Annotated in this window: 27 protein-coding genes and 1 riboswitch; of the genes, 10 read left to right on the top strand and 17 right to left on the bottom strand. The window is 38.7% G+C overall.

Annotated features, from left to right (window positions below; translation table 11 throughout):
• The first annotated feature begins 89 nt into the window (after positions 1-89).
• The 4 genes from PLANO_RS03955 (at position 90) to PLANO_RS03945 (ending at position 3,508) form a co-directional block, all read left to right on the top strand.
• Positions 90-1,322, top strand: coding sequence for an aminopeptidase (locus tag PLANO_RS03955; RefSeq protein WP_038703202.1), 1,233 nt, complete (start codon positions 90-92; stop codon positions 1,320-1,322).
• An 85-nt stretch (positions 1,323-1,407) separates the two neighbouring features.
• A complete protein-coding gene (locus PLANO_RS16060) occupies positions 1,408-1,548 on the top strand; it encodes a hypothetical protein (protein ID WP_197053107.1) in 141 nt (46 codons plus the stop codon).
• Positions 1,549-1,715: 167 nt separating this feature from the next.
• Positions 1,716-2,723 carry a rod-share determining protein MreBH gene (gene mreBH / locus PLANO_RS03950; protein ID WP_038703200.1) on the top strand — a complete coding sequence of 336 codons (1,008 nt, stop codon included), beginning with the start codon at positions 1,716-1,718 and terminating at the stop codon, positions 2,721-2,723.
• A gap of 218 nt (positions 2,724-2,941) precedes the next feature.
• Entirely contained in the window at positions 2,942-3,508 is a 567-nt protein-coding gene (locus PLANO_RS03945; protein WP_038703198.1) for a beta-class carbonic anhydrase, read from the top strand.
• 7 nt (positions 3,509-3,515) lie between these two features.
• Here PLANO_RS03945 and PLANO_RS03940 read toward each other — a convergent pair whose 3' ends face one another.
• The 3 genes from PLANO_RS03940 to PLANO_RS03930 form a co-directional block, all read right to left on the bottom strand.
• Positions 3,516-3,998 carry a DinB family protein gene (locus PLANO_RS03940; RefSeq protein WP_038703196.1) on the bottom strand — a complete coding sequence of 161 codons (483 nt, stop codon included), beginning with the start codon at positions 3,996-3,998 and terminating at the stop codon, positions 3,516-3,518.
• Between the two features lie 87 nt (positions 3,999-4,085).
• A complete protein-coding gene (locus PLANO_RS03935; RefSeq protein ID WP_038703194.1) occupies positions 4,086-4,634 on the bottom strand; it encodes a GNAT family N-acetyltransferase in 549 nt (182 codons plus the stop codon).
• Between the two features lies 1 nt (position 4,635).
• Positions 4,636-6,435: a M3 family oligoendopeptidase gene (locus PLANO_RS03930; RefSeq protein WP_038703192.1), complete on the bottom strand. Its 1,800-nt coding sequence runs from the start codon at positions 6,433-6,435 to the stop codon at positions 4,636-4,638.
• A 193-nt stretch (positions 6,436-6,628) separates the two neighbouring features.
• On the opposite strand from PLANO_RS03930, the gene PLANO_RS03925 reads away from it, so the two are divergent.
• Positions 6,629-7,357 (top strand): V-type ATP synthase subunit I domain-containing protein, encoded by a 729-nt coding sequence (locus PLANO_RS03925; protein ID WP_038703190.1) that lies wholly within the window; start codon positions 6,629-6,631, stop codon positions 7,355-7,357.
• 66 nt (positions 7,358-7,423) lie between these two features.
• Here the strand turns inward: PLANO_RS03925 and map are convergent, their stop codons facing one another.
• Positions 7,424-8,176, bottom strand: a complete 753-nt coding sequence (gene map, locus PLANO_RS03920; RefSeq protein ID WP_038703188.1) for a type I methionyl aminopeptidase — start codon at positions 8,174-8,176, stop codon at positions 7,424-7,426.
• 129 nt (positions 8,177-8,305) lie between these two features.
• Positions 8,306-8,881, bottom strand: a complete 576-nt coding sequence (gene thiT, locus PLANO_RS03915; protein WP_038703186.1) for an energy-coupled thiamine transporter ThiT — start codon at positions 8,879-8,881, stop codon at positions 8,306-8,308.
• Positions 8,882-8,977: 96 nt separating this feature from the next.
• A riboswitch (TPP riboswitch) is annotated at positions 8,978-9,075 on the bottom strand.
• A 149-nt stretch (positions 9,076-9,224) separates the two neighbouring features.
• On the opposite strand from thiT, the gene PLANO_RS03910 reads away from it, so the two are divergent.
• Together PLANO_RS03910 and PLANO_RS16055 are read left to right on the top strand one after the other, a co-directional pair.
• Positions 9,225-10,301: a M20 family metallopeptidase gene (locus PLANO_RS03910; protein ID WP_038703184.1), complete on the top strand. Its 1,077-nt coding sequence runs from the start codon at positions 9,225-9,227 to the stop codon at positions 10,299-10,301.
• A gap of 61 nt (positions 10,302-10,362) precedes the next feature.
• Positions 10,363-10,509 carry a hypothetical protein gene (locus tag PLANO_RS16055; RefSeq protein WP_197053106.1) on the top strand — a complete coding sequence of 49 codons (147 nt, stop codon included), beginning with the start codon at positions 10,363-10,365 and terminating at the stop codon, positions 10,507-10,509.
• Between the two features lie 63 nt (positions 10,510-10,572).
• On the opposite strand, the gene PLANO_RS03905 is transcribed toward PLANO_RS16055, so the two are convergent.
• From PLANO_RS03905 to PLANO_RS03890, 4 genes are all read right to left on the bottom strand, one after another.
• Entirely contained in the window at positions 10,573-11,484 is a 912-nt protein-coding gene (locus PLANO_RS03905) for an SGNH/GDSL hydrolase family protein (RefSeq protein WP_038703182.1), read from the bottom strand.
• 12 nt (positions 11,485-11,496) lie between these two features.
• A complete protein-coding gene (locus PLANO_RS03900) occupies positions 11,497-12,726 on the bottom strand; it encodes an aminopeptidase (RefSeq protein ID WP_038703180.1) in 1,230 nt (409 codons plus the stop codon).
• Positions 12,723-13,883, bottom strand: coding sequence for a DEAD/DEAH box helicase (locus tag PLANO_RS03895; protein WP_038703178.1), 1,161 nt, complete (start codon positions 13,881-13,883; stop codon positions 12,723-12,725). The genes PLANO_RS03900 and PLANO_RS03895 overlap by 4 nt, the downstream gene beginning before the upstream one ends.
• A gap of 106 nt (positions 13,884-13,989) precedes the next feature.
• The gene (locus PLANO_RS03890) at positions 13,990-15,459 is read right to left on the bottom strand and encodes an MDR family MFS transporter (RefSeq protein WP_038703177.1); all 1,470 of its coding nucleotides are present in this window, start codon (positions 15,457-15,459) and stop codon (positions 13,990-13,992) included.
• 167 nt (positions 15,460-15,626) lie between these two features.
• Here PLANO_RS03890 and PLANO_RS03885 point away from each other — a divergent pair, with 167 nt between their 5' ends.
• A complete protein-coding gene (locus PLANO_RS03885; protein ID WP_038703175.1) occupies positions 15,627-16,487 on the top strand; it encodes a TetR/AcrR family transcriptional regulator in 861 nt (286 codons plus the stop codon).
• Positions 16,488-16,739: 252 nt separating this feature from the next.
• On the opposite strand, the gene PLANO_RS15790 is transcribed toward PLANO_RS03885, so the two are convergent.
• A complete protein-coding gene (locus tag PLANO_RS15790) occupies positions 16,740-16,904 on the bottom strand; it encodes a Fur-regulated basic protein FbpA (protein ID WP_081976624.1) in 165 nt (54 codons plus the stop codon).
• A 176-nt stretch (positions 16,905-17,080) separates the two neighbouring features.
• Here PLANO_RS15790 and PLANO_RS03880 point away from each other — a divergent pair, with 176 nt between their 5' ends.
• Positions 17,081-17,533 (top strand): SRPBCC family protein, encoded by a 453-nt coding sequence (locus PLANO_RS03880; RefSeq protein ID WP_038703173.1) that lies wholly within the window; start codon positions 17,081-17,083, stop codon positions 17,531-17,533.
• 123 nt (positions 17,534-17,656) lie between these two features.
• On the opposite strand, the gene PLANO_RS03875 is transcribed toward PLANO_RS03880, so the two are convergent.
• The 6 genes from PLANO_RS03875 to PLANO_RS03855 form a co-directional block, all read right to left on the bottom strand.
• Entirely contained in the window at positions 17,657-18,985 is a 1,329-nt protein-coding gene (locus PLANO_RS03875; protein WP_442956649.1) for a D-arabinono-1,4-lactone oxidase, read from the bottom strand.
• Positions 18,985-20,157: an amino acid deaminase/aldolase gene (locus PLANO_RS03870; RefSeq protein WP_038703169.1), complete on the bottom strand. Its 1,173-nt coding sequence runs from the start codon at positions 20,155-20,157 to the stop codon at positions 18,985-18,987. Before PLANO_RS03870 ends, PLANO_RS03875 begins: the two co-directional genes overlap by 1 nt.
• A 339-nt stretch (positions 20,158-20,496) precedes the next feature.
• A complete protein-coding gene (gene rlmD, locus PLANO_RS03865) occupies positions 20,497-21,858 on the bottom strand; it encodes a 23S rRNA (uracil(1939)-C(5))-methyltransferase RlmD (protein ID WP_038703167.1) in 1,362 nt (453 codons plus the stop codon).
• Positions 21,859-21,930: 72 nt separating this feature from the next.
• The gene (gene cydS, locus PLANO_RS16270) at positions 21,931-22,041 is read right to left on the bottom strand and encodes a cytochrome bd oxidase small subunit CydS family protein (protein WP_442956642.1); all 111 of its coding nucleotides are present in this window, start codon (positions 22,039-22,041) and stop codon (positions 21,931-21,933) included.
• A 14-nt stretch (positions 22,042-22,055) separates the two neighbouring features.
• Complete coding sequence (locus tag PLANO_RS03860) at positions 22,056-23,084, bottom strand: cytochrome d ubiquinol oxidase subunit II (protein ID WP_038703165.1); 1,029 nt, start codon at positions 23,082-23,084, stop codon at positions 22,056-22,058.
• Positions 23,081-24,427 (bottom strand): cytochrome ubiquinol oxidase subunit I, encoded by a 1,347-nt coding sequence (locus PLANO_RS03855; RefSeq protein ID WP_038703163.1) that lies wholly within the window; start codon positions 24,425-24,427, stop codon positions 23,081-23,083. Before PLANO_RS03855 ends, PLANO_RS03860 begins: the two co-directional genes overlap by 4 nt.
• A gap of 201 nt (positions 24,428-24,628) precedes the next feature.
• On the opposite strand from PLANO_RS03855, the gene PLANO_RS03850 reads away from it, so the two are divergent.
• Positions 24,629-25,057, top strand: coding sequence for an NUDIX hydrolase (locus tag PLANO_RS03850; RefSeq protein ID WP_038703162.1), 429 nt, complete (start codon positions 24,629-24,631; stop codon positions 25,055-25,057).
• A 47-nt stretch (positions 25,058-25,104) separates the two neighbouring features.
• On the opposite strand, the gene PLANO_RS03845 is transcribed toward PLANO_RS03850, so the two are convergent.
• Positions 25,105-26,019 (bottom strand): diacylglycerol kinase, encoded by a 915-nt coding sequence (locus PLANO_RS03845; RefSeq protein WP_038703161.1) that lies wholly within the window; start codon positions 26,017-26,019, stop codon positions 25,105-25,107.
• Positions 26,020-26,044: the final 25 nt, after the last annotated feature.

The raw sequence follows: 26,044 nt of genomic DNA, 5'->3' as shown, positions 1-26,044 counted from the left end.
GAAAATATTTAATTCGAAAGACAGATAGAAATGATTGCAGGCTGTAACTGAATATTGCTACTATAGAAGAGATGAGAGGAGAGATTTATTTGACGTCTTTTAATGAGAAATTAACTCGCTATGCTGAACTAGCTATAAAAGTGGGGGTAAATATTCAACCAGGTCAGCAATTATATATTGCTGCCGCTATCGATTCTGCACCACTCGTTCGTTTACTTACTAAAAAAGCGTATGAAACTGGTGCGAAACAAGTCTACGTGGACTGGGTAGATGATACGATTTCACGTCTGCGTTTTGAACTGGCTCCAGAAGATTCATTTTCTCAATATCCTGCTTGGAAAGTGCAAGAACGTGAGCAACTAGCAGAACAAGGTGCAGCATTTATTAGTGTGGTGTCTCAAAGCCCTGATTTATTGTCGGGAATTGATTCAAAACGAATTGCTGCTTCGCAAAAAGCCACTGGACAGGCATTGAGCAAGTATCGTCAATACGTGCAATCCGATAAAATTAGCTGGACCGTCCTTGCAGCCCCTTCAGAAGATTGGGCAGCTAAAGTATTCCCTGAGTTGCCAAAAGAACAACAAGTTGAAGCACTTTGGAATGCAATTTTTAAAGCTGTTCGTGCAGATCTTGACCAACCGATCGAGGCGTGGTCAGAGCATAACCGCTTACTGCATACAAAAGTCGATTATTTGAACGGTAAAAAGTATGCAAAGCTTCATTACACATCACCTAAAACAGATTTAGAAGTAGAACTTCCGAAAGGCCATCTATGGTGTGGTGCTGGATCGGTTAATGAAAAAGGCGATTCTTTCATGGCCAACATGCCAACTGAAGAAGTTTTTACTGTTCCATACAAACCGGGGGTTAACGGCTATGTTTCAAGCACTAAGCCTTTAAGCTATGGTGGTAATATTATTGACGACTTTAAAATTACATTTAAAGACGGCAAGATTGTTGATGCAACCGCTGCTCAAGGCGAAGAAGTTCTGAAACAACTAATTGCGACCGATGAAGGTTCACACTTCTTAGGAGAAGTTGCGTTAGTGCCTCACCAGTCACCAATTTCAGATTCGAATATTTTATTTTATAATACATTATTCGATGAAAACGCTTCAAATCATTTCGCTATCGGTAGTGCATATGCATTTTGCCTCGAAGGCGGTAAAACAATGTCACAAGAAGAATTATTGGAAAACGGCTTAAACCAAAGCATCACACATGTTGATTTCATGGTTGGTTCTTCTCAAATGGACATTGATGGGATATTAGAAGATGGTTCGCGTGAACCAATTTTCCGTGGTGGCAACTGGGCTTTTTAAGTATCGATAATTCGACACTTATTTTTTCCATTGAAATCGGGTATACTTAGTATTGATAATTACAGTTTAGAGAGGAGTTATCATTATGTTTTATGATATCACTGTTGTTCTTGGCTTTATGGTCGTCATTTTCTTGTTTTTCTTTACGCTTCTTCACTTTCTTGGGAAAGAGCTTCACTCACACGATTCTGAGCATGTAGATCCTATTCCTGAAAAAAAATACTAAGCGATAAAAACCGGCTTCTTTATTGAAGCCGGTTTTTATATTGACTATTGTTTAATCAGATTTTTTTACGTTAAGTTACTTTAAGTTCCTTGGACTCTTTCGTTTGCTGTTGTGTAATGGTAAAATCCCAACAAGACACGGTGTTTATTTATAGGAGGTATTTATATATGTTTTCTGCAACAGCTATTGGGATCGATTTAGGAACTGCAAATATATTAGTTTACACAAAAGAAAAAGGCATTATCATAAATGAACCTTCAATGGTTGCACTGGATACAAAAACGAGATCGGTTTTAGCCATCGGTAATGAAGCAAAAGCCATGCTTGGAAAAACCCCTGATTCTATTCTTATTGTCCGTCCTTTAAAAGATGGCGTCATTGCAGACTTCGATGTAACTAGAGAATTATTGACAATTATTATGCAAAGAGCTTCTAAACAATTGGGTAGTGCTTTTCGTAAACCTACCGTCATGGTTTGTACCCCTTCCGGAGCTACTAAGGTAGAACGCCGTGAAATTCATGATGCGGTCAAAAAAAGTGGCGCTAAAACTGTTCACTTGATAGAAGAAACTGTAGCAGCTGCCATTGGCGCAAATTTACCGATCAGTGAACCCATCGCAAGTGTCATTGTTGATATTGGCGGAGGCACCACAGAAGTCGGCATTATCTCTTTTGGTGGCGTAGTGTCATCAAATACTGTCAAAGTGGCTGGCGATCGTATGGACGAAGACATTATCCATTATGTTCGTAAACATTACAATGTGTTAATCGGTGAACGTACCGCTGAGAATATTAAAAAAGAAATTGGCTATGCACCCATTTCACATGAAGTTGAACAGATGGACATACGTGGCCGCGATATTTTGACAGGTTTACCTAAAACCGTCACTTTAAGTTCTCTTGAAACCCAAGATGCACTTAAAGAATCATTATCTGCCATTCTCGAATGCATTCGTGCGACATTGGAAAACTGTCCAGCTGAATTGTCAGGCGATATGGTTGACCAAGGCGTAGTTATTTCCGGCGGCGGCGCCTTATTAAAAGGAATGCAAGAATGGCTATCAAAAGAAATTTCAGTGCCTGTCCACATTGCACCAAATCCTTTAGAATCTGTCGCTATTGGAACTGGGTTATCACTCGGAATGATTAAACAATTAGAAAAAATGTCACATTAAGCAATAAAAGACAAAAGAAAAACCATTTTAACGGGTTTTCTTTTGTCTTTTTTATTCGCTCATTCCCCCTATCCCCCTTTTTATAAGCAAGATATTAGAAATCATAATTGCTAAAGATGACTATATTATTGATTTTTAAAATAATACCCGCTCCAATTCGTATTTCTTAGAAATTTAGATTAAAATAAAAGAGTAACAATCGATAAGGGGGACAACTAATGGCTTTATTAGATCAAATTTTGGAGTACAATGAAGAGTTCGTGAAAGAAAAACGGTACGAACAATATATGACGACTAAATTTCCAGATAAAAAAGTTGTTATTTTAACTTGCATGGATACACGACTTTTTGAAATGCTACCAAAAGCAATGAATTTCAAAAACGGCGATGTGAAAATTGTTAAAAGTGCCGGAGCTGTTATTAACCATCCATTCGGTGGCATTATGCGCAGCCTGATTGTAGCTGTATATGAACTAAATGCAGATGAAATTTATATTATCGGACACCACGACTGTGGCATGTCTGCGATTAAACCAAATGAAATTCTGGATAAGATGGTATCTCGAGGAATCGATCCACAAACTATAGAAATGATGGAGTATTCAGGAGTAGATTTAGAAGGTTGGCTTCGCGGATTTGATGATGTGACGGAAAGTGTTGCCCATAGTGTTAACATGGTTCGCCATCACCCACTATTAGATAAAAACGTTCCTGTTCATGGACTAGTCATTGACCCAACAACAGGGAAATTAGATGTTGTCGTCGATGGCAACGAAAACCGCTGAGAAATTCTCAGCGGTTTTCTTTTTGATAATAAATATAGTCAAGTGCGATTCCCTCTTTGCCGAATTGTCGGAGCAAAGATGTAACCTGTCCTCTGTGATAGCTTGCATGATTGACAATTGTAAATAGCATTTCTTCTCTAGTTGTAGAAAACGCATCGCCACGCATATTTTTATAGTGAAGTGTTTCTTGCCACTCTGACTCTGTTAAAGAAGCAAAAAACTCGTCCATGTTAGCATGTAGGAACATAAAGGCTTGTTTTGCTTTTTCATTAGTTTCTACATCAAAATGTTCAAATGTAGGATTTGCCACTCCAGACATTCGTAGTAACCACAATTTCTCTACCCCTAGTACATGTTCGGTCGTTTCTTGAATAGAAGAAAAAGAATTAGCTCCTTCTTTTATATAATACTCTTCTCCCAACGTTTGAACGTGTTCTAGGCATGCCTGTGACGCCCATTTGTGATATGAGAATAATTTGTCTTTATTCATCGTCATCCCACCTCCTCAGCTTGTTATTCACGTTTCAAACCAGCGATGCAAGTCATTCCACCATTTTTTATAGGTGGCCTTACCCTTTCAAAACTCTTGTTCCATCATCGCGTAATAGTAATGGTCTTTCCATTCACCATTAATATAAAGAAACTGTTTTAACATACCCTCTTGATGAAATCCAGTTTTCTCCAAAACTCGAATCGAACCGAGATTGTCTGGTGAGACATATGCCTCGATTCGGTGAAGACGCAATTGTTCAAAACCAAATATGGCCATTAGTTTAACAGCTTCAGTAGCTATCCCTTTGCCAACATATGCCTCATCGATTGAATAGCCAACTAAAGCGCTTAAAAAAGGCATCCGTTTGACACTATAAACCGAAATATGACCAATTAGTTTTTTTGTATTATGTTCAAAAATCCCTACGCTATATTCCCGATTTTCTCTCGCTTGATAAATCGACTCTCGAATTTTTTCTCGTTGAACGGCTGGTGTAAAATAGCTATCGCGGTGACTCGGTTCATAAACTGACCAATATTCTCGATTGCGTAACAGCAATTGCACCATGTCTTCTGCATCTTCTACAGTTAGGCTACGCAGGTAACAAGTCTGTCCTTCAAAAAGCAAGTTCATCTCAAGACTCAGCAGATGTTAGTGAAATGAATTCTTCGGCATCTTGAACACACAAAGCGATTCCTTTTTCCCAAAAGGCCTGTTGTGTAATATCTTCGCCTAAATGTTTCATCGCTAAATCTTCCGCAGACATGACTGCTGTATCACGAAGCAAAGCCATATACTTTTCTTCAAAGCTGCTTTCTGCTTCTAAAGCTTTAGCATACACACTTAACGAGAATAAGTATCCAAACGTATAAGGGAAGTTATAAAATGGTACTTGAGTTATATAAAAATGAAGTTTAGATGCCCAGAAATGTGGGTGTGTTGAAGCTAACCCTCCGGCAAATCCTTCTTCTTGAGCTTGTTCCATCAATTCATTTAGTCGAGCTGCAGGAACAACACCTTTTTTCCGTTCTTCATAAAATCGTGTTTCAAATAGGAAACGAGAATGGATATTCATAAAGAATGCCACGCTTCTCTGAACTTTGTCTTCTAGTAAAGCGATTTTTTCTTCCTTAGACTGCGCATTTTTCACTGCGGCATCTGCAACGATCATTTCCGCAAATGTAGAAGCTGTTTCTGCTACGTTCATGGCATACGAACGATTTAACGAATGTACAGGTCGTAGTGCATAAGAATGGAAAGCGTGACCGAGTTCGTGTGCTAACGTAGCCACGTTCGACATAGATCCGCTATAAGTCATAAAAATACGCGACTCTTCACTTAATGGCAAACCTGTGCAAAAACCACCTGGTCGTTTGTTTGGACGATCTTCCGCTTCAATCCACCCTTTTTCAAACGCTTGTTTTGCAAAATACTCTAATTCAGGACCAAACTTACCAAATTGCTTTAAGATAAATTCTGCTCCTTCTTGGTAGGAAAGTTGCTGAGTACTTTCGGTTACTGGAGCATCTACGTCATACCAGTCCAAACCATCTTTGCCAAGCAACTCAGCTTTTTTAGCTAAATAATCGACAAATGGTTGTTTATTTTTGCTGATTGCTCCCCACATAGCATCTAATGTTTCTTGCTTCATACGGTTTATATGCAAGGGTTCTTGTAAAACATTTACCCATCCGCGCTTTTTGTAAATTTCGAGTCGGAATCCTCCAATAGAATTTAGCGTTTTTGCAAAAAATTCTTCTTTTTCCGTCCAAGCTTCTTCTAGTTTTTCATAAGATTCTTGGCGAACAGCTGGATCTTTATGAGAGCTTAAATTATTCGCTTGTCCAACCGATAATGATTTTGTCTTTCCATCCACAGTTACTGTGACATTAATTTCGCCAACCAGCATATCGTATAATTGGCCCCATCCATGATACCCATCAGTACTTAACGATGTAATCAAACTTTCCTCTTTTTCAGAAAGTAGCTGTTTAGCCTCTTCTCGCCACTCATTCAATACAAATGTAAATTTTCGCAGCAATTCTTCATTTACTAACTGTGTCCATACTTCGTCTTCAGTCTTTGTTAAATCTTGCTGGATTTTTTGAAAAGAATTCTGAAAACGAGCTGATAAAGAAGCCGCTTCACTTTCTAGAATTCCAGCTTTTTTATCTTGTGTATTCTGCGCCATTAAACACCCGATAAATGCACCCGATTGACTTAGATGCCTCATCACTTCGCTTAATTTTTCTAGCAAATCAAAAACTTTTTGAGCATCTTCCTTTGCAGTAGGTACGCTAAAGCTTTGCACTAATTTTTCAAACTCAGTAAGCATCGTTTTTGCTTGGTTCATATGTAACCGCAATTCTTTAGATTCACTGCCCCCTGGAAATAGTGTATCTAAATCCCATGTTTCTGGATATTTCACTGTCATTGTAATGCCCCCTGGTAAACCAAATTTTCTAAAAACACTTATAAGTATATCATTTCTCATTCAGAAACTGGAATATTGTTCCCTTTAAATTTGCTACACTTCACCTTATCGACATTTTTAGGAATTTATTTGGAAAAGGTTAATTGTTGATTGAAACAGCGACAGGTATACTTGAGTAAGGGAGGGATTTTGTATGATCCGTGTTTTACTTATGACAATTGCATTTATTGCTGTAGTTGTTATGAATACTTTAGCAAACACCTTGCCATTAAATGGCCAAACTACAGGCGAACTGTCTAATCGACTTTCGGTCCTGTTTACGCCTGCCGGTTATGTATTTTCAATTTGGGGCATCATCTATCTTTTGTTAGCTGTTTGGATCATTGCATTCTGGGTGCGCTTACGTAAGGGACAATCTCCTTCATATACCACTGCCCTGATGTTCACATTAAGTTGTGTCTTTAATATCAGTTGGCTACTATTGTGGCATTACGAGTTTTTTGCCTCATCAATCATTGCAATGCTAGGCTATTTAATTGCCTTGATCTTCCTATATTTACAATATGGAAATTCAGAAAAATCGTTAACTGAGCGCCTACCAATTTCGATTAATTTAGGATGGATCAGCGTAGCAACTATTGCCAATATCAGTTTCGTTTTAACTTATTATAATTGGAGTGGCTGGGGTTTGAGTGATCAATTATGGACAGTCATTATGTTAACTGTCGCCACCGCACTTGCTTTGCATATTCGCTTTCATCATATGGACATTCCTTTTGCTTTAGTCTTTATTTGGGCATTTATCGGAATTGCTATCAAACATGGAACTGATGAAATGTTAGTAACAACTGCTTCTCTTTTTTTAAGTGGTGTAATTTTAACAGGTATTTTGCTCATAAAAAAACGAACATTAATGAATTAAAAACCTGCGGACAAGCTCGTATAATCGAGTTGTTCGCAGGTTTTTTAATTGGTGTAATAAAATGGGTTAGTTGTCCAATTTTGTTAGCAAAATCGGCTCACCTTTTGTGACAAGAACGGTATGCTCGATTTGTGCAACTAACGATTGATCTGGTGTAATAAATGTCCAGCCATCACCTGACTCAATAATATGTTCTGATTTTTGAGAGATAAAAGGCTCTACTGCTAGTACCATGCCTTCTTTTAATATCGTTGTTTCCCAGGCATCGTAATAATTTAGAATATGCTGAGGGGCCTCGTGAAGCGATTTACCAATGCCATGTCCCGTCAAGTTCTTGATCACGAACAAGCCTTGCTCTTTTGCTTCGCGTTCAACTGCTTTACCAATTTGGTTAAGTTTTGCTCCTGCTTTAACTTTCGTCATTGCACGATCAAAAGCAGATGCTGCTGCGGCACAAATTTTTTCTTTCTCGTCATGACCTTCACCGACTACAAACGAAATTCCTGTATCGGAAAAGTATCCTTCGTATGAACCAGAAACATCAATATTCACGATATCTCCGTCTCGGATTACACGATTCCCTGGAATGCCGTGAGCCACTTCTTCATTGACGCTGATGCATGTATATCCCGGAAAATCATATTCTGATTTCGGTCCAGATACGCCACCAAGTTCTGCAAATAATTTACCGCCCAATTCATCAATTTCTTTTGTAGTGACTCCAGCCTTTGTTGCAGCTTTCATCTTTTCTCGAATTTCAGCGACCATTTGGCCAGCTTTTTTTAACATTTCAATATCTTTTTCAGTAGTTGCAATCATTAAATACCCTTCTTTCAAGCTTTTCTATTCAAGAATTATACCACAAAATTAAAACAGAGGCTTCCGTCCTGTTTGGATTTCTTCTTGCGATAAATAGAAAAAAGACTGCCCGAAGACAGCCTTTCCTTATTAAGCTTCTGCATTCACCAATTTCGGAGCAGCTGCAAAAAGCGCTGAACACACAAAGGCTGCAAGTAAAAATACAGGAATCATATACGTGGCATTGTAAACAGCAGAGTAAATCACCACATTGCCTTCAGCAAACATGCCGAAGAACAGTATTCCTGTGACTACATGTACGATATAACGCAATACCGATGCTATGAGAACACCCGACACAATAGCGATAAGCATCTTTCTTGTTTGTTTCGATTCCGCATGGTGCAAATATTTTGCACGCATAACGCCAGCTAGTCCTACTACGCCGTATGCTAATAGATAATCTAATATCACTTGCATAACAACAAAACCAAACGATAAAGGAGTTACTGAGATAAAGCCAGAAACAATTTGTAGTAAGCCGACCAATAGGCCAGTTAAAACACCTGCTCCAACTCCTCTTCTAAAAGCGATTAAGACAATTGGAATCATTACTAAACTAACTGAACCACCTTGTGGCATCTTGAACGATATAAAATCTAAAACAAATCCAAGAGCTGCAAAAATTGCGATTTCCATCATTAATAATACTTTTTTGTTTCTCATGACTTCCTCCTTATGTGTTGTGCACATCACCAGAAGGGCCGTGAATAAAACCATATTAAAAACGACGCCAGGACAGAGCCTGGCGCCGTTGTAAGGGCCGGTTTCTATCCACATCCCTGCGCAAGTGTTAACTTACAGGTTCAAAGGGTAAGAACGGATGTTCACTCTCAGCTAAAGCTCCCCTTGTGGTGTATACAAATAGTTGACTTTCATTTGTATTGTACACAAGCAGCTACTTTTTAGCAAGGCTGTTTTAACATGCATTCGTAGGGTAAAGTAAGGATTAGAAACAAAAGTCGAAAGGTGGTGAAGGCAGCCGGGTTTTAGGTCTGCCGATTAAATAATGATTGAACTATTAAAAAATCTGATTAAAATTCAAAGCGATACGAAAGAAGGCGCAAACGAGGCTCTGCAATTTTGTGCAGACTGGCTAAAAGATAAAGGTGCAGATGTTACCATACATGACAACAATGGGTATCTAATGTTGACCGCAGCTAAAGGTCAAGGCACTGAAACAATTGTATGGAATGGACATGTGGATGTTGTGCCGGGTAACGAAGATCAATTTTTACCGGTAGAAGAACAGGATCGTTTATATGGACGAGGCTCTGCTGATATGAAAGCTGGTGTCGCCGCAATGATGCAAGCTTTTGTCGAACTCGATGGTTCAAAATTAACGTGTAACGTACAATTACATATCGTGACAGACGAAGAAATTGGTGGACGAAACACTTCAAAATGGTTAGTTGAACAAGGCTACCATGGTGATTTTGTTATTTGTGGAGAACCAACTGGATTAAAAATTGGTTTGCAATCTAAAGGTATTCTGCGAATGGACATGACTTTTAAAGGGCAACCTGCTCATGGTAGCCGGCCTTGGGAAGGTATTAATGCCATTGAATCCGCTATGAAATTTCATCAAGGGATTGCGGACTTACCTTTCCGAAAAGAGTCAACTGAATACTATGATCAACCTTCTGTAAACTTACCTATTATAAACGCAGGTGATCGTTACAATGTAGTCCCTGCAATTTGTGAAATGTCATATGACATTCGCTTTATGCCAGGACAAGATAAAGATGAAATTGTCCGCCAATTAGCCGGTGTGGCCGACACAGTTGGAGTAGATATGGAATACAAAGCTTCGGGTTCTACGCCTGCATTAACAACACCAAAAGAAAATCCATATATTCAAAGCTTACAAAAAGCAATTTTCTCAACAACCGATCAAGAAGCAATTTTATTTGGTCAGCATGGGGCTGCTGATACACGTTATTATGCTGCGATAAATGGTGGAAAAGGAGCGATTGAATTTGGTCCAACAGGAGATGACTGGCATGGCAATGCTGAGTATGTATTGATTTCAAGTGTTCATGCTTATAAAAATATTTTGCTATCTCACGCACAAAATACTAAATAGGTTTGCTTCTACTACATTTGGGGAACTAAAGAATATCAAGCTTATGAATGGAGAGATTTAAATGGCTCTAGGAAGATTATTAAAATCCGCTATTAAATACGGACCTATCGCATATCCGATAATTCGTAAAGTATTAAACAAAAGAAAACAAGGCAAAACAACGCAAACTACGTCAACACAATCTACTACTCGTAGTAAAAAACGCTAATATTAAAGCGGTCCGGTATGTTTACCGGACCGCTTTTTCATGTTTAAAGTTAAATTGAGGTTGTTAACTATAAGGCAACATTTCTCTCAATGCCAAATAATTATTTTCACTTCGATCTGATGGCCTTTGTGCTGTTTTTTCAGCATCACGACTCTCTTGACTCTCTGGACTTTCTTGGTCTTCTGCTTCCATAATTTCTTCAAAAGACAATGGATTTGGCGGTGGTAACTCAAAATCCTCTACGCTCCATGCCTCTTGGTATTCGTTGAAGAATGCATTTGCCATCGTCTGATAACCAATTAGATTCGGATGAACATCAGCAGGGTTCGGGATTTTGCTTTCAGCATCATCACCGAAAGATTCATCTACCGAAACAAAAACAGCTCCTGCTTTTTCAGCTGTTTGCTTTAAGATTTCATTTAGTCGATCCAGTTGCTTGCCCGTTCCATTTTTCTGCGTCTCACGGACATGTGGATAAGCAAAATAATATCCCATTACATAAACAGCGGCATTTGGCGATTGCTCTGAAAGCTCTGTTAAGATAGATTCCATATTCTTTCGTGCCTCATTAAGAGCAAAATCTACTTGACGTTGCTGGAAAGACAAAGACCCTTGCGTCGGATCATTTTGTACTAAGCGCAATAAGTCATTTGCGCCTGCTGATATGGTAATAAGATTTGCAGTTGCTAACATTTTCGCTGACTCATCTGTTTTGATGCTGGCTAGCACATCAGTTGTTGTGAAACCTGGAAATGCAAGATTCTTGGAATAGAATGCAACCGACTGATTACGCATAAGTTCTTGCGAGATTAAATCTGTGTAACCACTGTCTATTTCTCGCGTGGGCGTTTGTCCGGCTGCTAAAGAATCGCCGATTGCCACGTAATTTATAGGAGCATTTATCATAGCTTTTGCCTGAACTGTTCCGCTAAGAAGAAGCAATCCAGTTAAAGCTGAAATCCAATACTTCTTCATTGCTATCACCTCTTAGAATGCCCAGTTTCCGTTTCGGAAAATAGGCTCTTTTGAACCGTCTGCCTTAACGCCATCTATATCCATGCTGCTACTGCCGATCATAAAGTCTTCATGAACAATTGACGTATTTAATCCAATTGCCGCTAATTGATTGCGCTCTAAATCATGAGCACCTTCATAACAGGTTGGGTAAGAGTCGCCAATTGCTAAATGATTCGAGGCATTTTCATCAAATAACGTATTGTAAAATAATATATTTGAATCGGAAATCGGTGAATGATGCGGCACTAATGCCACTTCGCCTAAATACGCCGCTCCTTCATCTGCACTAATCATTTCGTTAAGAAGTTCTTGTCCCGTTTCTGCATGTGCATTAACTATTTTCCCTTTTTCAAAAGTCAGCGTAAAGTTATCAATAACATTGCCTTGATAGACTAAAGGCTTGGTGTTACGAACAGTCCCATCTACACCATGTTTTAAAGGCACAGTATAAACTTCTTCTGTTGGCATATTTGCGATAAATGGATTGCCTTGAGGTGTTTTTGACGCACCTGTCATCCAAATATGCTTGTCTGGAAGTTCAATCGTTAAATCCGTTCCAGGAGCACTATATTGTAATTTCACAAAACGCTTATCATTTAATTGAGCAGCACGTTTTTCCAAGAACGCAATATGATTTTTCCATGCTTCCACGGCATTGCCTTCACCAATTCTTACAGTTTTAAAAATCGCCTGCCATAAAGCTTCCATTTGTTGATCTGCAGGTAATCCTGGGAATACTTTTTGTGCCCATTTTGGTGATGGAATTGCTACAATCGACCAAGCTATTTTATCTGTCCCCACCGCTTGACGATAACGTTCTAATGCTTTTCCAGCAGTTTTTTGCCAGTCAGCTAAACGCTTCGCAGGAATCCCGGTTAGTAAATCTGGATCTTCTGCGTCAATCCATAGGAATGAACCACCTGTGTTAATAACTTCATCTCGTTGAACAACAGACCATTGTGGAAAATCTTTAAAAGCATCTTCTGGTGCTAATTCAAAATGTGTGCGCGTCAGAACTGGATCTTCGTAGTTTACTTGAACACGCTTTGCACCCGCTTCGTATGCTTTTTTGACAACAAGTCGTGTGAATTCGAGTGTATCTGTCGTTGTATTTATGACAACAAACTGTCCTTTTTGAACATTTAATCCTACATAAACTGTTAGCTCAGCATATTGATCAAGCTTTTCTTGAAAATTCATCGTTTATTCCCCTTTGCAGCAATCGTTTTGCTCGAGCCTTCGATTAATTTTCCACCATGAATTATTTTTTGAACAGGTTTAGATGGCAATTCTTTCGTGAATTTTTTGTAATGACGTTCATCAGCATAGGCTAATAAAGTCAACACTTCACCGTCTGCTCCTGCTCTTCCTGTTCTGCCTGAACGATGCAAATATTGCTCAATTGTTTGCGGAACATCTACATGGACAACATGTGTAACTGAGTCAATATCTAATCCACGAGCTGCTACTTCGGTTGCGATTAATACCGCTACTTCTCCTTTACGGAAAGCATCTAATGCTTTTTTACGTTCGTCTTTTTTCATTTCGGAATGCAAAGTGACAATTTTTGCGTCACGGAATTTTAATTTGTTTTCTTTCATCAGCAATTGGTCTATGTTGTTTACAAACGCCAAAGCTTTCATGCCAGGAATATGTGAAATGCTACGCAATGCTTCTGTCTTGTCACGCTCGTCTACTTTAATAAACGAGTGCGTCACTTTACCAAACATCGGCAAATCTTCAGCCGTTACTTTAAGACGTGTCGGATGTTGCATTAATCGCTCTGCAACGAGTTCGATTTCTTCTGTAATTGTTGCTGAAACTAAAACCAATTGACGGTCGTTTTGTGTTTTTTCGATCAAGTCTTTCATAATGTTACGGTGCTCACGCGCCATTAACTGGTCGCCTTCATCCAATACCATCATGCGAATTTCGTGCATTTTTAGTTTTTTAGATTTTACCAGTTCGTTTAGGCGGCCTGGTGTACCAACGACAATTGTTGGCTTTTTCTTTAGCTTTTCTAATTGACGTTGCATGTTTGCTCCGCCAATCAATTGTGTAACAGTAACAGCCGTTCCTTCTGTCCATTCACGTAAGACATTAACAATTTGCATCGATAATTCTTGTGATGGTGCTACGATCATGGCTTGAATCGCGGGTTTTTCTGGATTAACACGTTCAAGAATTGGCAATACATATGCCAAGGTTTTACCCGAACCTGTTGGAGATTCTGCTACAATATCGTTGCCTGCTAACATTTCCGGAATCATCTGATCTTGAATCGGCATTGCCGCTTCAAATCCAGCATTTCCCCATTTCTCTTGCCATATCGGACTTAGTTCTTTTATAAAAGTCATTTACGATTCCACCTTTTTTTCAATGCTTTAATTGTACCATAATTGCGGTTCTATCGCCTTTTATGAACAAACAAAAGCCAGCCCATAAATGGACTGGCTCGAACAATTATTCGGTTACTTCTTTTCGTCTATAAACGATTTCTTTTTCTGCTTCAGTTACCGGTCTAACTGGTTTTTTTATAAATAATGCAAGAACTAAAGACACAAGCGCAATAAATGTTGAAACGAAAAACGAAAAGTTAATGCCATCGAGCATCGCTAAGTTTGTAATATCTTCCGGTGCTATTCCGTTTGCTGCTAAGTCTTTTGCTGTTGCTGATGTTCGTGTGTTCATAATGGTTATTAAAAACGCAGACCCAACAGCCCCTGCTACTTGTTGTAATGTGTTATTAATTGCTGTTCCATGTGGATAAGCTTTAATCGGCAATGTATTTAAACCATTTGTCATAACCGGCATCATAACCATTGAAATTCCGAACATCCGTAATGTATAAATCATCATAATATTAAAGTAACTAGTATCTAGGCTTAATTGGCTAAACATATAAGTTGTTACCACAACAATTGTGAGTCCAGGAATTGCTAATACTTTTGCACCGAATCGATCAAATAATCGACCTGTAACGGGAGACATAAAGCCCATGATCAATGCTCCGGGTAACATAAGTAGTCCAGAGTCAACTGGTGATATCCCTTTAATAGTCTGAACATAAATCGGCATTAAAATCATAGCCGAGAACATAGACATGGACAATGCGATCGAAATTGCAGAAGACAAAGCGAACATTGGGTATTTATAAATTCGAATTTCTAATAAAGGTTCGTCTAATTTTAACTGACGAAGACCGAATACAATAAGGGATACCACACCAACAGTGATCGTAACAATTACTGTTGAACTACTCCAACCTAAAGTTCCTGCTGAACTAAAGCCATATAATACACCGCCAAATCCTAAACTAGAAAGAACAAGCGAAGCTTTATCAAGCGAAATATTTCTGTCTTGGAAAGTTAAGTTTTTCAGTTTGAAAATACCTAACAAGAGTGGAATCAATGCAATCGGTAAAACAATCCAGAAAAGTACACGCCACGAATAATGTTCAACGATAAATCCAGAAAGTGTTGGACCAATTGCTGGAGCAACCACCATAACTAATCCGAATACACCCATGGCAGATCCTCGTTTTTCAACGGGAAACGCAGCAAGCATGACGTTCATTAATAATGGCATCATCAATGCTGCACCAGATGCTTGAATCATTCTGCCTATTAACAATACGCTAAATACTGGCGCAATTGCAGCGAATAACGTACCGACTGCAAATAATGACATCGCAACGATAAAAATCGAACGGTTGGAATACCGTTGGATAAAAAAGGCACTGGCCGGGATCAAGATTCCGTTGATCAACATATAGCCGGTAACAAGCCATTGTGCCGTGGAGGCATCAATATTTAAATCAATCATAATTTCAGGAAGCGCAATGTTTAATAAGGTCTGATTAAAAATCGCTACGAATGCTCCTGTAAATAAAATAGCGATAATGCCATAAGGGGTTTTTTTCTGTTCTGTCATTTTATTGTTTCCTCCGTAAATGTTACACATTTTCTATTTCTTCATTTGATTATTCTATACTGGTTGTATAATTTTTTCAAGTTTAATGTTCTATAAATTAAAAAACCTTGATATTAAAGCTTTTATAGAGTATCTTGAAATAAACTAATGGTATAAAGGTGATGTATATGAATCCAAAAAAACAACAAATTTTGACCGCTGCTTATGATCTTTTCATTAATAAAGGCTATAATCCTACCTCTATTCAAGACATACTTGATGAGGCTGGTGTCTCTAAAGGAACTTTCTATAATTATTTCAGTTCTAAATCAGAATGTTTGATGGCTATTATGGAATCGATTGGGAGTGAAATACGTCAACAACGTTTAGCAGTCGCCGTTGGAGTGCCGACGAATGATCCTGATATTTTAGCTAAGCAATTGTATATACGTATTAAACTCAATCTCGAAAAAAATCTTTTTGCTCTTTATGAAAGCATTTTCTATTCACAAGATCCCGACCTTAAAGCCTTTTCTGTTAAACAATACACATTGGAAATGGAATGGATTTCTTCACGAATTATTGATGTTTTCGGTGAAGAAGCTGCACCTTACGCTTTAGAAAATGCTGCTTTTATTCATGGGTATGTGCAACAATTGATTCATTTATGGCGACTTTCTTCTTCGGAAGAATTGCCTGCTGAAAAGCTGTCTGCTTTTGTCATTCGTCGTTTACAAGCAAGTGTTGCTCTTCAAATCGCTGCAAAAGATAGCTTTCTCAAGAATGTAAAATTGCCGGCTCCAACATCAGCTGATGCTGTCAGTATCGAAGAGCTTTCTCCTCTGCTTAAAACTTATACTGAAAAGCTAAAGCGTTATCCAGGCACACAACAACTGGTTTATTTTTTATCAACAGAAATCGTCGCAGATCACCCAAGAAAATCATTAATTGAAAGTGTCTTGACTACGTTAGCAAATGATAAAATGATTGAATCTGAATTGTCCGTACTAGTTGAACAATTGTGGAAGCATGTAGTTATTATGAAATAAAAAAGGGACTGTCCCAAAAGTCATGAAAACGACTTTTAGGGGCAGCCCTTTTTTGCATTTATGATAAATAATGGAATACTAAAAGATTTACCCGTTTGCCCATTACCAAATGGCACCGGTTGCCATTCAACATTTCTTGTTGCATTTCGGAAATTGTCATTTCATCTAATCGCATCTTTCGATAGTGATCGTTTTTTTGTCATACGTGCCTGTTCTCCTACAATTAAAATTAGTCATTAAAAAAAGCCAGCATCAGCCGGCTTGGTTTGTTTCTGTATAGGTTTTCAATAATTCATAAAGTGAAGTTTCATATAATTGTCTGCCATTAATCTTGAAAATATTTTGGTCGACCAACCCTTGGATGATAATTTCACGTTTATCAGTGAATTTTGACTCGGGTACTTGTTCCATGTTCATCGTTCTCTCCTTCTTGAAGTATTCCCTTGTCTTTACCTCTTATTAATCCTTTTAAAACCTACATTGTAGATTAACGTTCTTTCCTAAATAAAAAACACTGCGTAGATATGTAAAGCTAGGTAAGATACAATTTCACTTAAGAAGAATTACCTAATAAAACACACGGGGGCATAAATATGAAAGTTTCTACACAAATAGACATTAACAGTACCAAAGAAAAAGTATGGCAAGTCATTACAGATATTGAAAACTCAGCTAATGTGATTAGCGGAATTATTAACATTGAAATTCTACATCCAGCTGAAGGAGATTTTGTCGGTTTAAAATGGAGAGAAACTCGGAAAATGTTTGGTAAAGAAGCACAAGAAATCATGTGGATTACTGACAGTAAGGAGGTTCATTATTATCAAACGAGAGCCGAAAGTCATGGTGCCGTTTATATATCTCGTTTAGCTATTACTGAAAAAAATAATGACGTCGTTACTCTTGAAATGTCATTTGAAGGTCAGTCTATCACTTTAATGGCCAAAATTATGAGTGGCATTTTCAGTATTTTTATGAAGAAATCAATGAGAAAAGCACTTGAAATAGACCTTCAAGATATTAAGAATTATTGCGAAGCGAATTAACACTCTTAATAAGAAAAAAGTTGACTGCTCAAAGCAGATAACTTTTCTTATATTTGAGCTAAGCTCACACCAATTTCAACCATATAATAGCTCCGCAATGCGTCGACTGCAAACATAACAATTTTAGCCTAACGGAAGACTAATTCTTTCACCTTCAAATAATTCATTTAAATAATCATTCATAAATATCTTCTCCGGATCAAGTTCTTCTCTAACCGCAAGGAAATCTGATAGCTTTGGATAAAGAGTTAACAGATCTTCTGTAGTTCGAGTATGCATTTTCGCCCAATGGGGTCTGCCGTCAAATTGTTGCATAATTGATTCCATATCATGAAAGTATTCCTTATAAGGCATCCCTTTGTACATATGGAAAGCAATATAGGCAGAATCTCTCTGATAGGAAGGGCTAATCCAAATATCATCTGCCTTCACTGTCCTACATTCGATAGGAAAATGAACCTTATGTTTTTTTGTTACAATACACTCTCGTATTTTCTCCAAGGCAGGTTTTAAATTTTCTAGTGGTATGCAGTATTCCATCTCCCTAAATCGAACTAATCTCGGCGTCGCAAATAATTGATAACTGTTCGCCCTTTTAGTCGTGGTGCTCACACCTTTTGCAGACATCCTGCTTAAAAAGCGGCTACTCTTTGGAAGTATTCTACATGTTTCTGAGATGATAAAAAATAAATAGTTTTCCAGTACTAGACTTTTGAAATGATGAAACTCCATTCTCTGCGCTTTTTGTTCAACAGTATTCATAGTCTTCACTTGTACGACATCTGAGTAAGGGAATAAATAAAATTCAAAATGACGGTTTGACTTTATGAGTTGTTCAAGTTGCTGTGCTAATTGGGGATATGCGATTTTTTGACTTTTGTATTCATAGACTGGAGAAGGAATAATTTTTATAGTAACTTTTACGATAATCCCAAGACTTCCGAGTGAAACAAGACATGCCTTAAAGTATGTAGGATTATTTTTTTCTGAGATTGTTAGAATTTCACCCGTTCCAGTTACGAGTACAATCTCCAACACTTGAGTTGAAATGTTACCAAATGCTAACCCCGTGCCATGGGTACCTGTAGAAATAGCTCCTGCAATGCTTTGTACATTCACATCCCCTAAATTTTCCTGTGCATACCCAAGTTTCCCTAACGCTTCACCAATTTGAAACAACCTTGTCCCACCAAGTACTGTAGCATAACACTCTTCTTTATTTACGGTTTCGATCCCGCTAAATTGATCAAGAGAAACAAGCCACTCACTCGTCTGGACTAAGCTTGTAAATGAATGTCCTGCACCTACTACTTTTATTGTCTTCTGTTGTTTTGAAGCTTCTTTAACAAGCTTGCAAATTTCTTCAATTGAGCTTGGGTAAAATATATTCTCAGGAGTACTTTCACTTGTATGTGCCCAATTTCTCCAAGTCTTTCCTTTACCCACTTTCATCATATAAAACATACTCCTTCTCCCCGATAAGTTTGATAACGACCAACTACTTGCTGGTCTGATATACAGACAATCTCTTGAAAGCGCTCACAAATTTCTGCTGCTTTTGCAGCACGAAAGATAATAGCATCTCCAATTTCCAAAGTTTCATTTTCATAATAAACCGGTGTTTGAACCTCACCCGCTCCTTCTGAAGCAAGCAACTTCCCACCTTCTGGAAACACTGGCTGCGGTACTTTATCCTTACCCGTTGGACCCGATGACACATATCCCCCACCGAGACACGTGTATATATGAGGAGCAGGCTTTCGAACAACAGGTACCGCATAAAATAATGCTGGCTTGTATAAAAAGCCATTGTAATAATCAAATAGCTTTGGTGAATAAAATCCAGATCCTACTGTAACCTCTGTAACTGCATCTTCTTTGGTCGTTGATTGAAGACTTCCAGTACCACCTCCATTCACTAGTGGCAGTGAAAAACCCTCTTGTCGGAGCGCATGAACAACTTGGTTTCGTCGCTCTTCTATTTCCTTAATTGATTTCTTTTTAAGAAAGTCTATGACTCTATTTTTCATTTGTTGAGACGGGACCTTATCTCCTACCCCTGCTATTTGAGCCTCATAGCCCATTATGCCAATTAGCTCTATGTACTGTGATGGTTTAATTTCCCTAGCAAGCTTGACTACTGCAGCAGAATCTTTAAGTGGTGATCTTCTTACACCAAAATGCAATTTCAAAAAAGTTGTGCTCATGTCAACATCAATACAAAGGTAGAATTTCCCTTTTGTTTTCTCAGCAATATGGTTGAGAAGGTCAACATGCTCAGGCGCATCTACCATGCAAATAATATGTTTTCCCTTAGAATTCAGCATAGAAATAGTAGTTAATGCCTTTTTGTCCCAACAAGGATATGCGATTAAAATATCATCCAATCCTTTTTCCGCAAGAAAAATAGCTTCCTCCGGACAGTAGCACATGACTCCTTGGAACACAGAGTTGGAAGCTAAAATTCTTTTAATAACCTCTACAGACCGAATAGATTTTGTCGCGATCCTTATCTTTTTGCCATTCCCATCATATGCGATTTGTCTACAGTTCTCTTCAAAAGCAGGCAGGTCCAACAGCAAAGCAGGCAATGAAATTTCTTCTGGTATTTTGTTGGAATGCATCGCGCGCCTTCACCTCTCTTTCGTTGCTCATCATTCTAGGCTTTCGAAAGCCCTATCCATCCTATAATCATGCGAATGGCTTTCTATATATGGTAAGTTCGACAACTAATCCGATTTTCCTTTAGTAAAACCTAAAGACTTGGCAAGCACTACAATGAGTCACTTTCTTCACAGAGTGACCTTAGCAATAAAGAGCGGTAGAGGTAAAAAAGTTTAGTAGGCGTTTCAAGGTCTGTTTTTTTGAAAAAGAGACAAAAAAATCCCCCGAACCATTCGTTCGAGGGAATATAAAACACATTTCCTATTTAACTAACATCCCGAAAAATCATTGCTACTACCCTATTCTAACTCTAGCCATGCTACTGCTTCACAATGCGTCGATTGCGGGAACATATCAACAGGCTGCACTTCTTTCGTGCGATAACCACCGTCTTCTAATATTCGTAAATCACGCGCAAGTGTTGCCGGATTACACGACACGTAAACAACACGTGTTGGACGTTGTTTTAATATGGTGTGTAATAACTGCTCATCACAGCCTTTACGAGGGGGGTCCACGACTAAGACATCCGCTTTCTTACCTTCTTTATACCAACGCGGAATCACTTGCTCAGCAGGCCCTGCTTCAAACAAAGTATTTGTTAACCCATTTAGTTCAGCGTTGCGTTTAGCATCTTCGATGGCTTGCGGGACAATTTCTACCCCCATAACAAACTTAGCTTGTTGTGCAAGGAATAACGAAATGGTTCCGATGCCGCAATACGCATCGATCACAGTTTCTTCACCTGTTAATTGTGCATACGCTAGCGCTTGTCCATATAACACTTCTGTTTGTATCGGGTTGATTTGATAAAACGAACGGGCTGAAATTTCAAAACGTACATCTCCAATTCGATCTTCAATTACATTTTTGCCCCAAAGAGTTAAGGTTTCATCGCCAAAGATAACATTGGTCTTTTCATGATTAATGTTTTGAACAATCGATGTTACTTCTGGAACAGTAGTTTGAATCAATTCAATTGCACGTTGCGCTTGTGGAAATTTCTTTTTCTTGGTCACTAAAACAACCATAATTTCTCCAGTCGCTTGGGCTTTACGTACAACCACATGACGAAGCATGCCACGATGCGTCGCTTCTTCGTATGGTTCAATGCCTATCTCCATCAAGTTCTTTTTCAACGCAACCATAATCGCATCTGCTTCAGGCGTTTGAATTAAACACGTGTTGGTGTCTGCAATATCGTGTGAACGTGGCTGATAAAATCCAGCGACCACTTTGCCATCTTGTGTACCAAATGGAATTTGAGATTTATTGCGATAACGCCAAGGATCTTCCATCCCTTTAACCGGATGCACGGGTACCTCTGGTAATTTACCAATCCGTGTAATCGCATCGCGTACTAGTTTCTGTTTAAAGGTCATTTGCCCTTCGTAAGACAGGTGTTGAATCTGACAACCTCCACATGTATCAAACACCGGACAAGGAGCTGTCACACGAAACGGAGAAGCTTTTTGTATTTCGATAAGCTTTGCAAAGCCGTATGATTTTAAGGTTTTTAACACATGAACCACAACATCTTCACCAGGCAATGCACCTGGTATAAATAGTGGATAACCTTCTACTTTTGCTACTCCCGCTCCGTCGTGTGTTAAATCTTCTACATAAACCGAAATTCGGTCATTTTTAGTTACTGGTTTCAAAACGCTCACTCCATTTCACATTTACCTATCATACAACAAAAAAACGCGGCAGGCAAAAGCCTGCACGCGTCGTTAGTCCCGATCTTTTGTAACGGGGCCGTCTTTTAACGAAAACCAAAATCCAAAAATAATAGCTCCTATTAACACCAGAAAAGGTGCATAAAATATCATGAAATCCTGCATGAATAGCGCCTCCTTTATGCGTGGTAATCCGATTTACCTTCGACATAATCTTTATCGAACAAGAACAGACGGAACAATAAATAAAGTGATGGCAATAACAGGAATAGACCTGCGATAAAGGCAATAATCAATGCGATTGCCATGGCTTCATTTGTAAAACTATCATAAATTGTCAAATACGGATACAACAAGTACGGGTAATGAGAAGCTCCATACGCGAAGAAAGCGGTGAAAAACTGCCCTACCAATAAAATGAAAGCCCAACCGTAATGACGCTTTTTCCAAATAAGATAAACCGTTCCGGCAAACAATAAGAACGATACTGCAAATACCCACCACAAATCAAGAATACGAGCATAATGTTCTGGGTTATGACCACGTAATTCGTAAATAATACCGGTCGCAGTAATCATTGCCGGTGCTGCCCAGACGAGCGCATATTTGCGCATCAAATCGGTAGCTTTAACATCGCCAGCTTTTGAAGAATACCATGTTAAGAATACTGCTGAAATATAAAGCACTGCCGTTAAACTCAAGACAACGATACTCCACATTAATGGACTCGTAAACAATGCCCAATAATCCAAGTATGGTTGTTCATTATTGAGTTTGATAAAGCCCCCTTCAGACATCGCCAACACTGGTGACAACGCAGCTGGAAGTAACAATCCCGACAAGCCGTACATATAAATATAGCCTCTGTGATTGATTTTAGCTCCATATGTCGCAAACGCGTAATAAGAACCTCGAATCGCCAACAGGATTAACGCAATACTCGCCGGAACCAATAAGGTTGTCCCGTAGTAAAAAGCAGTCTGCGGGAAAAATCCGATCACCCCAACAAAGAAGAACACAAAAAATACGTTAGTAACTTCCCAAACTGGTGACAAGTATCGCTGAATTACACCTGTTAGAATATGTTGCTTTCCAACAAAAGAGCTGTAGGCATTAAAAAAACCAGCGCCAAAATCAATTGACGCCACTATGACATATAGAAACAGAAACAACCATAAAACAGAAATCCCAATAATTTCTAAAGTCATTCCTTTTCACCGCCTTTGCCATTTTCTCGTTCTGCTAATTCTTGTTCAACTGGGTTGCGTTTGTACATTCTCGTCAAGACAACAGCCGTACCAATACCTAGAATAATATACAGTCCCGCAAATAAGATGATCATTAAATCAACTTGACCACTTGATGTCGCTGCTTGATCAACTGTCATGTATCCTCTAAGTACCCAAGGCTGACGACCTACTTCTGTAAACCACCATCCCGCTTCTATTGCGATAAGTGCTAAAGGCCCTCCTGCAATGAGTAGCCACTGGAACCATTTTGTGCGGATAAATGTCCAATTGCGCCACACAGCCACAACGTACACAAAGGAGAAGAACGCTAGCCACATGCCAATCATTACCATCGTATCGAAAAGATAATGAATCCATAGTGGTGGTCTTTCATCTTCTGGAAATTCGTTAAGCCCAGTTACTTCTGAAAAAGGGTCATTATGAGCCAGAATACTTAACGCATAAGGAATTTTAATCGCATACTTTGGCTCTTCCCCATCTAGAATTCCGAAAAGAATCAAACCGGCCTCTTCTTCTGTTTCAAAATGCCATTCTGCAGCCGCCAATTTTTCCGGCTGATATTCTGCTAAATATTTACCAGAAAAGTCACCAATTAATGCTGTAGCAATAGCGAATACAAGTCCTAGTTTCATCGTTAAGAACAATGCTTTTTTATGATAAATATGGTTTGAGCCACGCAACATACGAACCGCAGCGATCGAGGCCAACACAAATGCACTAGTCATAAATGCCGTAGCCATAACGTGGGCCACTTTTGTTGGTACAGCTGGACTAAACATAGCCAGCAAAGGACTGATATTAACCATTTCACCGTCTAATATTTCAAATCCTTGTGGTTGGTTCATAAACGCATTGACGATTGTGATAAATACTGATGATGCTGCTGCACCAAGTGCAACTGGTATAAGGAATAAGAAATGCTTTCGTTGATCTTCAAAACGATCCCACGTATACAAATAAATACCGAGAAAAATAGCTTCAAAGAAAAATGCAAAAACTTCCATAAACAACGGCAATGCGATGACGTTCCCTGCCAATTGCATAAAGTTCGGCCATAGGAGTGATAATTGCAATCCAATTGCAGTTCCTGTCACAACTCCCACTGCAACCGTAATGACAAATCCTCTCGCCCAACGCCGGGCCATTAAGATATAATGTTCGTCTTGTTTCTTAATTCCTACCCATTGAGCAATCATTATCATTAGCGGGACCCCTACGCCTATCGTTGCGTAAAGAATATGGAACGATAAAGTTAATAGCGTTAGAATACGACTCAGAAAAGCTGGATCTTGAAATTCCACTCTACTCGTCTCCTTTTATAAGTAATAGATTCATTGTTTCCATAGTCCTATTGTACATCAAACCGACTTTTCAAAACGCTTCTCAAGCCTTACTTTACTCGCAATCTATGAATAAGCTGTGACAAACATAAACAAAAAGAATTGAAATTTTTCTCAATATTTAGTATTCTAGATATAACAAATAAAAAAGGGTGATGCCTCATGAGAACGAAACGGAAAGTATTTGCTTACATCACAAGAGGCGATGAAGAAAATCGCGAGTTGCTTGTATTTGAATACAAAGGAGAACCAGAAGTTGGCCTACAAGTACCAGGTGGGTCGATTGAAGATGGCGAACTGCTAATCGATGCATTATATAGAGAAGTAAAAGAAGAAACAGGTTTACCACGTGACGTACTTGACTTCGTAGGGAAAATTCATAAGTACACGTATTATCCTGACTACAAGGACAAAGCGTACGAACGAAATATCTTTCAATTTGAATATACGGGTGAACCCGTCGAACAATTTGAACACGTGATTAAAAGTCATGGTCGGGATAACGGCATGACTTTACTGTTCCGCTGGGAATCACTCAATAACTTGCCACAACTTGCTGCAGAACAAGATAAAGCAATCGAGTTGCTTTAAACAAATAAAAAAGTTGGAAACCGGAGTTTTCTCTGGTTTCCAACTTTTTATTTTCGGTCTTTTTCGTTTAATGAATCTATTGGGACGTACATTTCAATATGATTAGCCAAGTTTTTAAATGTAGCCGGTAACACGCCACCGTATTCTCCGTCTAAATTCAACAACACTCGTTCATTTGTCGTTACTTTAATCTCACTTGCCTTGGCATAAATCACATGAGGATCTGATAAATGTTCACCACGTAATGCTAATGAAGCGACGCGAATAAATTCGGCCATATTAAGCTCTTTTAAAATTAACAATGTAAACTTCCCATCATTAATACTAGCATCAGGCGCTAGCTTTTCAAATCCGCCGACAGAATTGGTTAAACCAATTAAAAACATCATCGCACTATCCTCAAACACTTGTCCGTCGTATTCAATACGCACACGCGAAGATCGAATTGAAGGCAACATCTCAATCCCTTTTAAATAATAGGCCATTTGTCCAAGAACTGTTTTTAATTTACTGGGTACTTCATAAGTCAACTCTGTAAGTCTACCGCCCCCAGCAATGTTGATAAAATATCGGTCATCATTCATTAAACCTATATCTACAGGGATCGAATCGCCTTTAAGAATGATATCCACAGCTTTTGTAATGTCACGCGGAATGTGAACAGCACGGGCAAAATCATTCGTTGTTCCCATTGGAATCAAGCCGACTTTTGGACGATTTTCAAAAGGAGCGATCCCTGAAACAACTTCATTTAATGTCCCGTCTCCACCAACAGCTATTACTAAATCAAACTCGCGCTCTACTGCATGAGCAGCAGCTTGAATAGCATCACCTTCAGATGTTGTGGCGTGGCAAGAAGTCTCATATCCTGCTTTCTCCATTTTCTCTAAGACTTCTGGCAAATGCTTGCGAAATAACTCGCGACCAGAAGTTGGATTATAAATTATACGTGCACGTTTCATAGGATTCAGCCTTTCTGGACTTTCT

The organism is Planococcus sp. PAMC 21323 (assembly GCF_000785555.1).
Taxonomy (GTDB): Bacteria; Bacillota; Bacilli; order Bacillales_A; family Planococcaceae; genus Planococcus.
This window is presented reverse-complemented; position numbering and strand designations above follow the sequence as displayed.